12 protein-coding genes, 1 tRNA gene and 1 pseudogene are annotated in these 14,600 nt (G+C 68.2%); 6 read left to right on the plus strand and 8 right to left on the minus strand.

Going from position 1 to position 14,600, the window contains the following annotated elements; all coding sequences use genetic code 11:
- Window positions 1-185 precede the first annotated feature (185 nt).
- From mch to HUW53_RS14130, 5 genes are all read left to right on the plus strand, one after another.
- A complete protein-coding gene (gene mch / locus HUW53_RS14110; protein WP_237346400.1) occupies window positions 186-1,199 on the plus strand; it encodes a methenyltetrahydromethanopterin cyclohydrolase in 1,014 nt (337 codons plus the stop codon).
- Window positions 1,200-1,209: 10 nt separating this feature from the next.
- Window positions 1,210-2,124 (plus strand): RimK family alpha-L-glutamate ligase, encoded by a 915-nt coding sequence (locus HUW53_RS14115; RefSeq protein ID WP_237346401.1) that lies wholly within the window; start codon window positions 1,210-1,212, stop codon window positions 2,122-2,124.
- Between the two features lie 10 nt (window positions 2,125-2,134).
- Window positions 2,135-3,100, plus strand: coding sequence for an ATP-grasp domain-containing protein (locus HUW53_RS14120; protein ID WP_237346402.1), 966 nt, complete (start codon window positions 2,135-2,137; stop codon window positions 3,098-3,100).
- Window positions 3,097-4,134 carry a hydantoinase/oxoprolinase family protein gene (locus HUW53_RS14125; protein WP_237346403.1) on the plus strand — a complete coding sequence of 346 codons (1,038 nt, stop codon included), beginning with the start codon at window positions 3,097-3,099 and terminating at the stop codon, window positions 4,132-4,134. The genes HUW53_RS14120 and HUW53_RS14125 overlap by 4 nt, the downstream gene beginning before the upstream one ends.
- 97 nt (window positions 4,135-4,231) lie before the next feature.
- Window positions 4,232-6,079 (plus strand): aminopeptidase P family protein, encoded by a 1,848-nt coding sequence (locus HUW53_RS14130; protein WP_237346404.1) that lies wholly within the window; start codon window positions 4,232-4,234, stop codon window positions 6,077-6,079.
- A 123-nt stretch (window positions 6,080-6,202) separates the two neighbouring features.
- On the opposite strand, the gene HUW53_RS14135 is transcribed toward HUW53_RS14130, so the two are convergent.
- The 6 genes from HUW53_RS14135 to HUW53_RS14160 form a co-directional block, all read right to left on the minus strand.
- Window positions 6,203-7,912, minus strand: coding sequence for a dipeptide ABC transporter ATP-binding protein (locus tag HUW53_RS14135; protein WP_237346405.1), 1,710 nt, complete (start codon window positions 7,910-7,912; stop codon window positions 6,203-6,205).
- 10 nt (window positions 7,913-7,922) lie between these two features.
- Window positions 7,923-8,801 (minus strand): ABC transporter permease, encoded by an 879-nt coding sequence (locus tag HUW53_RS14140; protein ID WP_237346420.1) that lies wholly within the window; start codon window positions 8,799-8,801, stop codon window positions 7,923-7,925.
- A gap of 26 nt (window positions 8,802-8,827) precedes the next feature.
- Entirely contained in the window at window positions 8,828-9,853 is a 1,026-nt protein-coding gene (locus tag HUW53_RS14145) for an ABC transporter permease (RefSeq protein WP_237346406.1), read from the minus strand.
- A 75-nt stretch (window positions 9,854-9,928) separates the two neighbouring features.
- Window positions 9,929-11,539 carry an ABC transporter substrate-binding protein gene (locus HUW53_RS14150; protein WP_237346407.1) on the minus strand — a complete coding sequence of 537 codons (1,611 nt, stop codon included), beginning with the start codon at window positions 11,537-11,539 and terminating at the stop codon, window positions 9,929-9,931.
- A 180-nt stretch (window positions 11,540-11,719) separates the two neighbouring features.
- Complete coding sequence (locus HUW53_RS14155) at window positions 11,720-12,415, minus strand: GntR family transcriptional regulator (protein ID WP_237346408.1); 696 nt, start codon at window positions 12,413-12,415, stop codon at window positions 11,720-11,722.
- Window positions 12,416-12,548: 133 nt separating this feature from the next.
- On the minus strand, window positions 12,549-13,451 hold the full coding sequence (locus tag HUW53_RS14160) for an AEC family transporter (RefSeq protein ID WP_237346409.1): 903 nt from the start codon (window positions 13,449-13,451) through the stop codon (window positions 12,549-12,551).
- A 298-nt stretch (window positions 13,452-13,749) separates the two neighbouring features.
- On the opposite strand from HUW53_RS14160, the gene HUW53_RS14165 reads away from it, so the two are divergent.
- Window positions 13,750-13,839 (plus strand) — tRNA-Ser (locus tag HUW53_RS14165).
- Window positions 13,840-13,916: 77 nt separating this feature from the next.
- On the opposite strand, the gene HUW53_RS14170 is transcribed toward HUW53_RS14165, so the two are convergent.
- Window positions 13,917-14,129: a hypothetical protein gene (locus HUW53_RS14170; RefSeq protein ID WP_237346410.1), complete on the minus strand. Its 213-nt coding sequence runs from the start codon at window positions 14,127-14,129 to the stop codon at window positions 13,917-13,919.
- A 387-nt stretch (window positions 14,130-14,516) separates the two neighbouring features.
- A pseudogene (locus HUW53_RS14175) lies at window positions 14,517-14,600 on the minus strand (IS5/IS1182 family transposase); the annotation flags it as partial.

Here is a 14,600-nt window from a genome sequence, read left to right on the forward strand (position 1 = left end):
CGCCCGGCCTCCGCCGCAGCGCGAGCAACCGGCCGCCATCCGGCATCCCGCCCCGCGGCCACACTCCTTTTCCGTCAGGCGGCGGCGCCCAGGCGCCACGCCCCGGCGACACATCTTCGAGCTGCGTTACGCAGGCGGGCTGTCCCGTCCCCGAGCGCCGGCTACGCTTTTGAATGGGTACGCTCATGACCACCGAGGCTTCCGCTCCCACCTCCGCTCCCACCTCCGCTCCCCTTGCCGCCGGCCCGCGCCGGCCCAGCCTCTCAGCCGGCGTGCGACCGCTGGTGGATGCCCTGGTCGGCCAGGCCGATGCCCTGCGCGTCGCGGTTTCAACCGGCCCCCTCGGCTGCCGCATCGTGGACGCGGGCGTCGCGGTGCCGGGCGGCCTGGAAGCGGGACGTCGCGTCGCGGAAATCTGCCTCGGCGGCCTCGGGACCGTGACGCTGGTGCCCAGCACCCGCTTTTCGCCCTGGGGCACGCTGGTGAGCGTCTCCACCACCGATCCGGTGCTCGCCTGCCTCGGCAGCCAATATGCGGGCTGGAGCCTTGCCGCCGGCGATTTCTTCGCCCTAGGCTCGGGGCCCGGCCGCGCGGTGGCGGCGGTGGAGGAGCTCTATGGCGAGCTCGGCTTCCGCGAGGAGAGCGCCGATACCACCCTGGTGCTGGAAACCTCCGTGGTTCCCCCCGAGGCGGTGGTGGCGGAGATCGCGACCCGTTCCAACGTGGCGCCGGAGCGCATCACGCTGATCCTCACCCCCACCTCGTCGCTCGCTGGCACGGTGCAGATCGTCGCCCGCGTGCTGGAGGTGGCGCTGCACAAGGCGCACGCCGTTCATTTTCCGCTGGAGCACATCATCGACGGCATCGGCAGCGCGCCGGTCGCCCCGCCCTCCCCGGATTTCCTCACCGCCATGGGCCGCACCAACGACGCGGTGCTCTACGGCGGCGACGTCCAGCTCTATGTCCGCGGCACCGCCGAGGCGGCGCAGGACCTCGCCAAGCGCCTGCCCTCCTCCGCCTCCCGCGACTACGGCCGGCCATTTGCCGAGGTGTTCGGCGGCTACGGCTGCGATTTCTACAAGGTGGACCCGCTCCTGTTCTCCCCCGCCCGCGTGACCGTAACCGCCGTGGAGCATGGCGTGAGCTTCACCGCCGGCGGGTTCGACCCGGTGCTGATCGCCCGTTCGTTCGGAGCCTGAGGCAGCCTGCGTGTCCGACCTTCTCATCTTCGCCGAACGGGTGGATTGGCACACCCGCTCCCTCCTTGCCGCCATCGCCGCCCAGGGCCGCACCGCGCAGGTGGTGTCGCTGCGCGCGTGTGGCTTTGCCGTGGGCGGAACCGCCCACGGCCTGCTGTTGCCCGGCTTTGGTGACGATCTTCCGGCCGCCTGCTTCGTGCGCTCGGTGCCCAACGGAACGCTGGAACAGGTGACGCTGCGCCTCAGCGTGCTCCATGCCCTGCGCGAACTGGGCGTGCCGGTGATGAATGATGCCCGCGCCATCGAGCGCTGCGTGGACAAGAGCGCCACCACCTTCCTGCTCGCCCATGCCGGACTGCCGACCCCGCGCACTTTGGTGCTGGAGGACCGGACCGACGCGCAAATGCTGGTCGATTCCGCGCCCGGCGACAGCGTGCTGAAGCCCATGTTCGGCGCCCAGGGGCGCGGGCTCGCCCGCCTGCCCCGTGGCACGGCGCTACCGGCGGCGGAAGAGGTCGGCAGCGTTTACTATCTCCAGGATTTCGTCCGCGCCCCCCACGAGACAACCGGGGCGGACGATCCGGGCGACATCCTGCATGAGGACTTCCGGGTGTTCGTGGTGGGCGGGGTCGCGGTGGCGGCCATGGCGCGGCGTGGCACCTCCTGGATCACCAACATCCACCAGGGCGCCACCGGGGTGCCGGTGGCGGCGGAAGGCATTCTCGCCGATCTTGCCGTGCGCGCGGCGGCCGCAGTCGGGGCGGATTATGCCGGTGTGGACATCATTTCCGGCGCCGACGACCGCCTTCTTGTGCTCGAAGTGAACTCCATGCCCGCATGGCGTGGCTTGTACGATGCGACCGGGCGGAATATGGCGGAACCTCTGGCGGCCCATTTGTGCGCCGCACGGAAGGTGCCGGCCTGAAGGAAGCGTCATGCGTGTCTTCATCTGCGAGTTCGTCACCGCCGGGGGGCTCCGCGGCCAGGACCTACCTGAGACCCTGGTGCCGGAGGGCACGCGCATGCGCGACGCGCTGATCGCCGACATCGAGGCGCTGCCCGGCGTCGGCGGCCTGCTGCTCGCCCATGACGACCGGCTGCCAGCCCCGCAGGCCTCCTCCGTTCCGGTGGGTGCGAACGACGATCCCTGGGCCATCTGGGCCGGACTTGCGGCACAGGCCGACGTGGTGTGGCCGATCGCGCCGGAAACCCACGGCCTCATCGCGCGCCTCATTCGCCTGATGCGGGCGCAGTGCGCGCATGTGGTGGCCTGCGATCTGGCGGCGGTGGAGATCTGCTCCAGCAAGTTTTTGACCGCGCAGCGCCTCGCCGCCATGGCCCTGCCCCATGTGCCGACCTTCCGCGCCGCCGCCCCGCCGCCGGAGCTTACCGGGCCGGTGGTGACCAAGCCCGACGACGGCGCCGGCTGCGAGAACACCCGCCGCTGGGCCAGCCCGGACGCGGCGCCGCGCGATCCCGATCTCATCATCCAGCCGTTCGTTGAGGGCACCCCGGCCAGCCTTACGGTGCTGGTGCGGCCGGACGGCGTGACGCTGCTGACCGTCAACCGCCAGCATCTGACGGAGACCGACGGCATGCTCAGCCTGTCCGGCCTCACGGTGGGCGCGCTCGGCGAAGACGAACGGCTCGCGCGGCTGGTGCCGGCGGTGGTGGCCGCCATCCCCGGCCTGTCGGGCATCATCGGCATCGACATCATCCTCACCCCGGCCGGTCCGGTGGTGGTGGAGGTGAACCCGCGCATCACCACCTCCTATGCCGGGCTCCATCAGGCGTTGGCGATCAATCCGGCGGCCTTCCTTCCCGAATTCATCCGCGACGGCCGCCTGCCCGCCATGCCGCATCTGCCGGCGGCGAGCCCGGTGGAGGTTGTGCTGCGATGAGCGCCGCCGATCTGCTCCTCGGTTGGGATGTGGGCGGCGCCCACCTGAAGCGGGCGGTGCTGGACGCCTCCGGCCGCCTGCTCAAGGTGGACATGGCGCCGTGCGCCCTGTGGCTCGGCCTCGACCGGCTGGATGCCGCCCTCGCCGCCCTGCCGCCCGCCCCCGACGCGCCCTCGGTGGTCACCATGACCGGCGAACTGACCGACCTGTGGCCGGACCGCATCACCGGCGTGGTGGGCCTCGCCGACGCGCTCGCCGCGCGGCTCGGCGAGGATACCCTCTTCTATGCGGGCCCCCAGGGGTTCGTGCCCCGGCAGGGTGCCCGCGCCAATGCGGAGAGCATCGCCTCCGCCAACTGGCACGCGACCGCCGCCGCGCTCGCCCTGCGGCTGCCGGCCGGGGTGCTGGTGGATATCGGCTCCACCACCAGCGACATCCTTTATTTTGCCGACGAACAAGTCCGCTCGCGCGGCTATACCGATTCGCAGCGCATGGTCGCGGGCGAGCTGCTCTATTCGGGCGTGGCGCGCACCCCCGCCATGGCGTTCGGCCCCACCCTGCCCTTCCGCGGCATTCATGTGCCGCTGATGATGGAATATTTCGCCAACATGGCGGATGTGCACCGGCTGACCGGTGAATTGCCGGAGCGGGCCGACCTGCACCCCGCCGCCGATGGCGGCGCCAAGACCCGCGAGGCCAGCGCCCGCCGCCTGCTGCGCATGGTGGGACGCGATCTCGGCCCATGCAGCCTCGAAGAGGCGGAAGCCCTGGCGGCCTACGCCTCGGAAGTGCAGGTGCAGCGCCTTCACAGCGCCCTTGCCCTGGTGATCAGCGCGCATCGCCTGCCGCCGGCGGTGCCACTGGTGGGCGCCGGGGTCGGCCGCTTCCTGGCCGCCAAGCTCGCCGCGCGCACGCAACGCTGGTATCTTGATGCCGGCCGCCTGTTGGCGGCCAACGACACGCTAGCCGGCGCGGCGGCGGATTGCGCACCCGCGGTCGCGGTGGCGCTGCTCGCCCGCAGACAGGGGCTTTAAGCGGGGCGCGAGGGTGGCCCCGGCGTTGCGGCGCGGCGGAGAGACTCGTAGGCTAGGGGACCGGCCTTTGGTCCCCTTTGCAGATCCTCACGTCCCCATGACCCTTCATCATCAAAACCCTCGCCATTTCAAAGCCATATTCCAGAGCTTCGACGACCTCGCCGATGGGGCCGAAGGTCCTGCCCGGCTGGCGGATCTTCGGGCCGAACTGACCCGGCGCGGGCTCGACGGTTACATCGTGCCGCGGGCCGACGCCCACCAGAACGAATATGTGCCGCCGCGCGAGGAGCGCCTCGCCTGGCTCTGCGGCTTCACCGGCTCCGCCGGCCTCCTGGTGGTGCTCAAGGACAAAGCCGCTCTGTTCGTGGACGGTCGCTACACCTTGCAGGCCCCGGCGCAGGTGGACACTGGCGCCTTCACGGTGGTGCCGCTGGCGCAGCTCAAGCCGGAACAGTGGCTGGAAACCCATCTCCCCAAGGGCGCGACCCTCGGCTTCGATCCCTGGCGCACCACCCTCGATGGACGCGAGCGCTTCGCCAAGGCGGTGGCGGCGGCGGGCGGCATCCTGGTGCCGGTTCCCGAAGACCCCTTCGATGCCATCTGGCGCGACCGGCCGGAACCGCCGCGGGCCGCGGTCCGCCTGCTCGACCTCGCCATTGCCGGCGAGGACACGCCCTCCAAGCTGCGGCGGGTGCAGGAAAGCCTTGCCGAGCAGAAGCTCGACGGCGCGCTCATCTCCGATCCCCACGGCACCGCGTGGCTGTTCAATATCCGCGGCGCCGACGTGGATCACACGCCATTGCCGCTCGCCTGGTGCATCGTGCCCACGAGCGGCCTACCGCACCTGTTCGTGGAGCATGCCAAGCTCTCGCACCCGGTCCGCGAGGTACTCGGCGCCCACGCGCACATTCATACCACCGCCGACCTGGAAGCGACCCTCGCCGCGCTCGCGACGGGGCGCGCCCTGCGGGTGGATCAGGCCACCGCGCCGGTGCACCTCGCCCAGATCATCGAAGGGGCCGGCGGGACCGTGAACAAGGGGGCGGACCCCATCGGTCTGCTCAAGGCCCGCAAGAACCCGGCGGAGATCGCCGGCATGCGCGAGGCCCATGTGCGCGACGCCGTGGCGCTGACGCGCTTTCTCGCCTGGTTCGAATTTGAGGCGGCGTCGGGCACCCTCACCGAAATCGACGCCGTGGAAGCGCTGGAGACGTTCCGCCGCGACACCGGCGAATTGTCCGACATTTCTTTCCCCACCATCGCGGGCGCGGGCGAAAATGGCGCCATCGTGCACTATCGGGTGACGCGGGCCACCAACCGCACCATCCATCCCCACGAGCTGTTCCTGCTCGATTCCGGCGCCCAATATCCCGACGGCACCACGGACGTGACGCGAACCCTCGCCGTGGGCATGCCTTCCGAGGAGATGCGGACCCGCTACACGCTGGTGCTGAAGGGCCACCTCGCGCTCACCCACGCCGTGTTCCCGAAGGGGATCACCGGGGCTCAGCTCGACCCCTTCGCGCGACAGTTCCTATGGGCGGCGGGGCTCGATTTCGATCACGGCACCGGCCACGGCGTCGGTGCCGGCCTGTCCGTGCACGAGGGGCCGGCGCGCATCTCCCAGCTCGGCCATGTACCGCTCGAAGCGGGCATGATCCTGTCCAACGAGCCCGGCTATTACAAGACCGGGGCCTATGGCATCCGCATCGAAAATCTGGTGCTGGTGGAGCCGCGTTCCGTGCCGGGCGCGGAGAAGCCCTGCCTCGGCTTCACCACGCTGACCCTGGTGCCCTACGACCGCAAGCTGATCGACCTCAGCCTCATCACCGTGGCCGAGCGCGGCGCCATCGACGCCTATCACCGCCTGGTGCGCAACGCGCTGTCGCCGCTTCTGGCCGGCGACGACCTCGCCTGGCTCATCCGCGCCACCGCGCCCCTGTGACGACCGAAGGCGGGCGCGCCCCGCGCCCGCCGGTCTTCGCTCAAGCCCGCGCGGCGCCTGCGGCGACCCATCCGGCATCGGCCGGAAACCAGGGCCGACGGGCAAGGCGCGGAGCGCCCACCGTCAGAGCGGCGGGTGGGGAATGGCGGCGATAAGGGAGCGGGTATAATCGTGCCGCGGCGCGCCCAGCACCTGATCGCAGGCGCCCTCCTCCACGATCCGCCCGCCCTTCATCACAATCACCCGTGCGCACAGAAGCTTCACCACCGCAAGATCGTGGGACACGAACAGATAGCTCATGCCGAGCTTGTCCTTCAGGTCCACCAGCAGGTTCAGCACCACCGCCTGCACCGACACATCGAGCGCGGCCGTCGGCTCGTCCAAGACCAAGAGGTCGGGCGAGACCGCGATGGCGCGGGCGATGCCCACGCGCGCCTTCTGCCCACCGGAGAGCTGATGGGGGAAACGGTCGAGCAGATGGGCCGGCAGCCCGCACAGCGCCGCCAGCTCCTCCACCCGCGCCCCGATCTCCGCCTTGGGCATCGGCCCGCCCTCCCCGCCCGCGCCCAGGCGCAACAGCGGATCGGCGATGGCGCGGCGGGCGGTGAAGCGGGGATTGAGGCTGTCGGTGGCGTCCTGGAACACCATCTGCAGCCGCCCGCGCAGGGGTGAGCGGGCGAATTTGGCGGCGGGGGTGGCCCCCACATCCACCCCATCGAAGCGGATGGTGCCGGAGGTTGGGTCCAGCAGGCGCATGATGATGGCCGAGGTGGTGGACTTGCCGCAGCCCGACTCCCCCACCAGCCCGACGCTCTCGCCCCGCCCCACCGTGAAGGAGATGCCGTCCACCGCGCGGAACACGCCCGAGCGCGCCGACTTCAACGGATATTCCTTCACCAGCCTGTCGACCACGAGCAGCGGCGTGCGATCCTTCGCCACCGCGAGCGGGGCGGCGGGGGCACGCGGGGCTTCATCCTCGGGCAGCAGGTCGCGCACGCTGGCGCAGCCGTGGGGCGTCGCCTTGAGCAGCTTCTTCGTATAGGCGTGCCGCGGATTGCGGAACAGCTCCAGGGCGGGCGCGGATTCCACCACCTCGCCGCTTTTCATCACGATCAGATGGTCGCAATAGGTCGCCGCCAGCCCCAGGTCGTGGGTGATGAGGATCATGGCCATGCCGCGCGCCCGCGTCAGCTCGGCCACCAGGTCCATCACCGCCTTCTGGGTGGTCACGTCGAGCCCGGTGGTGGGCTCGTCGGCGATCAGCAGCTGCGGCCGACAGGCGAGCGCCAGGGCGATCACGATGCGCTGGCACATGCCGCCCGACAGCTCGAACGGATAGGCATGGTAGCGTTCCCGCGGATTGTTGATCCGCACCGCCGTCAACGCCTCGATCGCCTTCTCATAGGCATTGGAGCGGTCGGCCTGCACATGCTGGCGCAGCACATCCTCAATCTGGTGGCCGACCTTGCGGATGGGGTCGAGGGCGGCGCGGGGGTTCTGGAAGATCATGGAAATCTCCCGGCCCCGGATATCGCGCATGGTGCGCTCGGAGGCGGCCGCGATATCCATGCCGTCGAAGCCGATGCCGCCGCCGGCGATCACCCCGGCCGCATCCAGGATGCGCATGAGCGCATAGGAGGTGACCGACTTGCCGGACCCCGATTCGCCCACGATGCCGAGGGTCCGCCCCTTCTCCAGGGTGAAGCTGACATGGCGCACCGCATGAACGGTGCCGTTGCGGGTCTTGAAGTCCACGCTGAGGTCGCGCACGTCCACGAAGGCGGCGGGGGAGAAGCCGGTTGGGGAAACAACGGTCGGAGAAACGGCGGTCATGGCATCCTCCTCAACTGCGGGCGCGCGGGTCGACGATGTCGCGCAACCCGTCGCCCAGCATGTTGAAGGTGAAGACCGCGAGCATCAGCGCCGCGCCCGGAAACAGGGCCAGCCACCACTCGCCGGAGACGATGAAGCGCGCCCCCTCCGCCACCATGATGCCCCACTCCGGGGTCGGCGGGCGCACGCCCAGGCCGATGAAGGACAGGCCCGCCGCATTGAGGATCGCCCAGCCGAGATTGAGCGAGATCTGCACCATCATGGGCGGCAGGGCGTTGGGGAAGATCTGGGTGGCGAGGATGGACAGGTCCGAATGGCCGCTGAGGCGCGCCGCCTGCACGAAGCCGGCCTCGCGGCGGATGTTCACCTCGGTGCGGCTCAAGCGGGCATAGAAGGGCAGGTTCACGATGGCGGTGGCAAGCACGATGTTGCCCACCGAATTGCCCAGCGCCGCCACGATGCCCATGGCGAGCACGAACAACGGAAACGCCATGACGGTGTCGAGCACGCGGGAGACGATGCGATCAGTCCAGCCGCCGTAGAAGCCGGCGAGGGAGCCCAGAACCGCGCCCCCCGCGAACGACAGCGCCACCGCCGCGACGGAAATCACAAGGTCAAGCCGGGTCGCAACCACCACGCGGGAGAAAACATCGCGTCCCAGGTCATCGGTGCCGAACCAATGCTGGAGCGAGGGTGGCATCAAGGCGCTGGCGGCGTCGGTGGCAAGCGGATTGTGGGGCACCACCAGCGGCCCCAGCACCGCCGCGACCAGGAACAAGGCCAGAAGGACGAACGCCAGGAGGGTCATCGGGTTCGCCCGCAGCACATAAAGCATGTGCCGCAACAGGCCGCCGGGCGCGGGCGCGAGGGCGGGAACAGCCATCGGCATCAGGTCTTTCGCTTGGTCCATGGCACTCATCCGTCGAAGCCGACGCGTGGATCGATCAGCGTGTAGGACAGATCGATCAGAAGGTTGATGACGACGAACAAGATCGCCATGACCAGCACGAACCCCTGCACGGCGGCATAATCGGAGACCACCAGCGCCTCGACCGCATAGGAGCCGATGCCCGGCCAAGCGAACACCTTCTCCACCAGCACATTGGCGCCGAGCGCGAACGAGAACACCATGCCGAAGGTGGTGACGACCGGCAGCAGCGCGTTGCGCAGCGCGGAGCCGAGCAGGATCTTGCGCCGCGACAGCCCCGCCGCCCGCGCGGTGCGGATGAAATCACTGGCCAGCACCTGCAGCATGGCGGCCCGCGTCATGCGGGCGAGGGGCGCCAGCGTGAAGATGGCCAGCGTCACCGCCGGCAGCACCAATTGGCCGAGGGCGGCGCTCGCCGTCTCCCCGTCACCGGCGAGGAGCGCGTCGATGACGAAGAAGCCGGTGACCGGCGACGGCGAGATATAAGCAAAGTCGAGCCGCCCGATGGGCGCGGGCGCAACCCCGAGCTGGTAGTAGAACACATAGACCAGGGCGAGCCCGGTGAAGAACACCGGCAACGACACGCCCGCCGTCACCACCGCGCGGCACACGTGATCCACCATCGTGTTCTGCCGCGTCGCCGCCAGGATGCCAAGCGGCATGGCGATGGCAAGCGACAGAAGCAGCGCCGACAGCGTCAGCTCCAGCGATGCCGGCAACCGGGTGAGGATGTCCGACAGCACCGTCTGGCCGGTGGAGATGGACTGCCCAAGGTTTCCGGTGGCGAGGTCTTGCAGATAGCGCGCAAACTGGGCCGGCAGCGGCTGGTCGAGACCGAGCGCCGCGCGCACCTGGGCGATGGATTCGGGGGTCGCGGCGGGACCTGCGAAATAGGCGGCCGGATCGCCCGGCAGCGCCCGCGTGAGAAGGAAGGTAACGACGATCACGCCGAACAGCGTGGGAATCGCCTGCGCAAAGCGTTTCAGGACGATCACGGTCCTCGACGAGGTCATCGCCACGCTCCCTGTTTCGGTGACACGCGGCCGGACCCCGAACAGGTCCGGCCGAATTCGATCAGGACTTGTCGATCAGGACTTGGTGAGGGGCCGGGCATCGGGCTGGCGGTGGAACCAGTATTCATAGCCGCCGATCTTGGGCGTCATGGCCGAGGACAGGGCCGGCTGATACAAGGGGATGCGCGGCACGTCCTCATAGACGATATCGATCAGCCGCTTGATGTTGGGCGCGTAGGCGGGATCGGTGAGCGGCAGGTCGAGGGTCTCCTTCACCAGCTTCACCACTTCCGGATTCTCATAATTGGATGAGTTGAAGATGGTGCCCGGCATATAGGCCCAGAAGAAATAATAATCAGGATAGTTCAGCCACCCGCCGAAATCGTCGAGGTGCATCGGCAGCCGCTTTTCCACCGAGGCGGCGGTGCGCCAATTGGCGCCGGGGATCTTCTCGATGGGCGCCTTGATACCGATCTTGGCGAGGCTCTCCTGAATCAGGAGCGCGGTGGGCTCCATCCAGGCGGAGAGGTCGAGATTGATGAAGAACGGCACCGTGAAGCCGTCCTTGTATCCGGCCTCGGCCAGCAGCGCCTTCGCCTTCTCCAGGTCCAGCTTATAGGTCGAAGGCTGGGGCCAGGCGATGCCCTCCAGCTTGTCCGCGCCCCACATGGGCACGCCGGCCCCATAGGCGGCGGTCTTGAAGATGGCCTCGTACGGCACCGCATAGGCGATCGCCTGGCGCACGCGCTTGTCCTTGAACGGTTCGAAATTCTCGTTCAGCGCCAGCACATAAAGGCAGTTCTCGATGGGCGTGGACACCACCTTGGCCTTGCCGGAAGCGGCCAGCTCCTTGGCATCCTTGTCCGGGATGTTGAACACGAGGTCCACGTCGCCGCGCTCGATCAGCGCCCGGCGGGTGGCGGCGGAGGGAATTTCGCGCATGATGACGCGTCTGGCCTGAGGCAGCTTGCCCGAGGTCCACTTGTCGTTGCGGGCATAGATGACCTGCTGTCCGGGCTCCCAGCGCTCCACCACGAACGCGCCCGATCCAGCGGTGTTGCGATGGAGATATTCCGCCGCCCAGGGGTCTTCGGCGGTAGCGTGGGCCTTCGCCACCTTGGAATTGATGATGAAGGGCACCGGCACCGCGAGATCCGGCAAGGTGAGCTTCGATGCGCGGGGCAAGGTGATCTTGAAGGTCTTGTCGTCCACCACCTCGAACTGCTCCGGCTTTTCCAGAAGCCCAGCCTTCATCTGGGTGGTGGGAAAGCCGCCGAGGCTCACGGCCCGGTCGAGGGACCACTTCACGTCCTGCGCCGTCACCGGCGTGCCGTCGGCGAACACCGCGTTGGGCCGCAGCTTGAAGATGAGGGTCTTGCCGTCGTCGCTCACGGTCCAGCTCTCGGCAAGATCAGGCTCGATGACGCTGGAATCGTAGCTCAGGCTGCCGTCCGGCAAGGTCTTGGTACCGAACTTCACCAGCCGGTCATAGGCGTTGACCGCCACCTGATAGCTGGCGCGATTGGTGCCCTGCCGGTGCAGGTCCAGGGAATTGATGGTGGCGCCGGTGGCCACCACGATGGTGTCGGCGGGCGCCGCCGCCGCAGGCAGGATGCGCACAAGAGGCATGACCCCGGCCCCAAGGGCGACGGCGACCGTGGACTTCAGGAACTCCCTGCGCTGCATGGGGCTCGTCCTTCATGGTAAGCCAGGATTGGATGCAAAATTACATGCAATCTAAGAAAGCAATATTTATGCCATTTTTAATACCCAGAGAATCCCGCCACCCCGGCTTCCAAGGTCCCCACCCTTAGCGACTCTGCCTATCTGCGCACCAATTGCCCTCAGATTATGCAGATCGTCCCTTCACGACAGGGCGCGGAACGGTCGCCGGGACACCATGGCCGCTGAGACGTCCTTCACGGTGAGAATGTGCGCCTTCATGGCCGCATAGGCTGCACCACCATCCCCGAGGGAGATGGCGTCCACCACCCGGCAATGCTCCTGATGGGACGCGCGCACCCGATCGGGGATGCGGAACTGTGCCCGGCGGAAGTGGAACACGCGGCGCCGCGCGTCCAGAGCGATCTCCACCAGCGCGGGATTATGGGTCCCGTCATAGATGAGCTGATGAAACCGACTGTTCAGCTCGTCGTAGCCAGCGGCGTCCCCCGCCTCCACCAGGGCCGCGGCCTCCCCATGCAGGGCGATCAGCACCGCTCTTTCATCCGGCGACATGCGCTCGGCGGCGAAGCGGGCGCAGGCGCCTTCCAGCTCCGCCATCACCTCGAACAATTGCAGCAACCGCTCCTGGGACTGCTGCAAGACCACCACCCCGCGATGGGGCCGGCGCTCCACCAGCCCGAGCACCGAGAGCTGGCTGAGCACCTCCCGCACCGGCGTGCGCGACACCTCGAAGCGATCCGCCAGCGCCTGCTCGTCCAGCTTCACCCCCGGCCCGAGCACGCCGGTGACAATCTCGTCGGAGAGGATCCGCCGCAGCTGATCCACGATCAGCTCACGCTTCTCATCCCCCTTCCCCGCGCGGGGCGTCTGCGACATCGCGAACATCCGGACCTGAAACCTGAGCCGCAACGCGGCAACATCCCATGATGGGGGCGCCGCGCGGACCAACGCAATAGGCCGCGCGCGCCCAGGCGTGCCCCCCCGTCGCGACGCGCCCGCCGGAGCCCGCTCAGGCCCCGATCAGCGACCACCAGGCCCAGGCCGTCAGCATCGACACCGGCACGCCGATGCCGATCATCTGCGCCACCAGCTCGGGTTCCAGATCGTGCTCAAGGGCGACGATGGATGCGCCCAGCATGGGCGGCATCGCCATTTCCAGGATCGCAATGCGGGCAACCCCGCCTTCCGCCTGCCCCAGCGCCATGTAAAGCAGCCATAGCGCGAACGGCGCCAGGACCAGGCGATGGCCAAGGCCGATCGCCAGCGGTACCACATGCCCCCGCAGCCGCTCGAACCGGAGCGCATAGCCCACCGCCGCCAGCGCCAGGGGCGTCAAAGTGTCGGCCAGGGCGTTCACCGTCTGCGTCACCCAGTCCGGCCGCGCCAGTTCGTTGGTGGCAAAAGCGACCAGGATGGCGATGAACGGCGGAAACGTGGCGATGCGCCATGCCACCGCGCGCGGCGCGAACCGCCCCTCGCTGGCCACCGCCGCGATGCCGATGCCCAGAACGGACAAGGCCAAATAGGAGCCGAACAGGTCGATGACGAGGCCCAGCCCCAGCCATTGGCTGCCGGCGAAAGCCGCGATCATCGGCAAGCCGACAAAGGACGTATTGCCCCAGCCCGCCACCAGCACCACCGCCCCGATCCGCCCGCGCGTCCAGCCCAGCGCCCGACCCACCGGCACCAGCATCGCCAACGCCAGCCCGACCCCAAGCCATGGCGTCGCGGCCGCCAGCCACCAGTCCCACGTCGGCGCAAGCCCATGAACGGACTTCAACGCCGTGGCCGGCAAGGCCACGTTGATGACCCAGCCTCCCAGCACCCGGTGCGCGCCCTCCGGCAACCGGCCCGATGCCCGTAACAGCACACCAATGACGAGGCACAGCAAAATGAATGCGATCTGTTGCATCAAGCCCCCCCCCTCCGGCGCGCCGCGATCGCGAGCGCCTTCGCCACCCCCGGCCCCTCCGCCCATCCCGGCCGGGTCCGACCCGAGCTGCGCCGGGAAGCCAGCCCTCGGATCGGGCCGGGACCGCGACGGCGGCGCGTATCATCGCCTCGTCGATAAAGCAAAGACGAGAAGGGTCGCGGGAGAAAGGTCGGGGACCAGTACAGGAAGATGCTTGAATGGCGGCCGCTCGTCAGCTAGAAGCGCGCGAACCACTCACGGCGATCGCCAAGCATGACGCTGGCGTTCGCACCTCTGCGGAGAGGTGGCAGAGTGGTCGAATGCACCGCACTCGAAATGCGGCATAGGCGCAAGTCTATCGGGGGTTCGAATCCCCCCCTCTCCGCCAGCCACATTTGAATATTCTTTATTTTCAATTGGTTAAATGGGGTTTTGCCTAACTTTCACCAGCGGTTAGACAGCCTTCTATTCTTGCTCCATTCCATAGGTTGCGGCCATCGCCTGTTCCGCCAAACGCACCTGATCTGCAGCGGCAGTGTAGCGCGACACCTCCTTGTCTGTCTTATACCCCGTGATGGCCTTAATCTGCTGATTGCCTGCGGTGCCGAAGGAAATCGCCAGCCGCACGCGCGCCGGAGAGAACCTTGCCGATTTGCTGGTGAGCGCGGCGCAACGCACGGCGGGCGCGTCCCTGTTCAAGGTCGAGGCGAAGGCGGAAGGCCTTCACGCCGCGTTGGAGAGCCTCCCGCCGGCTCCGTCCGGCAAGGTGAACAATCGCCGCGCGTCTCTCACAGACAGCAAGCGGAGCCGTCAGGAAGAAGCTCCGTGCCTTGGGGCTCACCTATGCAAATCGGGTGTTCCCGGCCCGGTGGATGGTGCCGTCAAGGACAAGCTCAAGGCGCAGGTGCAGGACAACGGCGGAACGATGGTTTGCTGAAAGGGGCCGTGTGGCACCTGGAACACCGGAAAAGAGCGTGGCAGGACTCAGGAAGGCCCCTGCGACTCGCTCCGGGCACCCTCAAGGCGGGAATTATAAGGGATAACTAGGCCGTAGTGACGATTTAACTATCTGAGCCAGATGGCGATTGCGGCGAGTTTGACGAAGCCCATGAAGTTGACGAGCAACTTGTCGTATCGCGTGGCGACGCA

The organism is Xanthobacter agilis (assembly GCF_021730435.1).
GTDB classification, from domain to species: Bacteria; Pseudomonadota; Alphaproteobacteria; order Rhizobiales; family Xanthobacteraceae; genus Xanthobacter; species Xanthobacter agilis.

What these genes read in the sequence shown, in the direction of transcription:
- HUW53_RS14135 (WP_237346405.1), bottom strand. Translation starts at nt 7,912, where the DNA reads ATGACCGCCGTTTCTCCGACCGTTGTTTCCCCAACCGGCTTCTCCCCC.
- HUW53_RS14125 (WP_237346403.1), top strand. Translation starts at nt 3,097, where the DNA reads ATGAGCGCCGCCGATCTGCTCCTCGGTTGGGATGTGGGCGGCGCCCAC.
- HUW53_RS14120 (WP_237346402.1), top strand. Translation starts at nt 2,135, where the DNA reads ATGCGTGTCTTCATCTGCGAGTTCGTCACCGCCGGGGGGCTCCGCGGC.
- HUW53_RS14150 (WP_237346407.1), bottom strand. Translation starts at nt 11,539, where the DNA reads ATGCAGCGCAGGGAGTTCCTGAAGTCCACGGTCGCCGTCGCCCTTGGG.
- HUW53_RS14145 (WP_237346406.1), bottom strand. Translation starts at nt 9,853, where the DNA reads ATGACCTCGTCGAGGACCGTGATCGTCCTGAAACGCTTTGCGCAGGCG.
- HUW53_RS14140 (WP_237346420.1), bottom strand. Translation starts at nt 8,801, where the DNA reads ATGCCGATGGCTGTTCCCGCCCTCGCGCCCGCGCCCGGCGGCCTGTTG.
- HUW53_RS14155 (WP_237346408.1), bottom strand. Translation starts at nt 12,415, where the DNA reads ATGTCGCAGACGCCCCGCGCGGGGAAGGGGGATGAGAAGCGTGAGCTG.
- HUW53_RS14130 (WP_237346404.1), top strand. Translation starts at nt 4,232, where the DNA reads ATGACCCTTCATCATCAAAACCCTCGCCATTTCAAAGCCATATTCCAG.
- HUW53_RS14160 (WP_237346409.1), bottom strand. Translation starts at nt 13,451, where the DNA reads ATGCAACAGATCGCATTCATTTTGCTGTGCCTCGTCATTGGTGTGCTG.
- mch (WP_237346400.1), top strand. Translation starts at nt 186, where the DNA reads ATGACCACCGAGGCTTCCGCTCCCACCTCCGCTCCCACCTCCGCTCCC.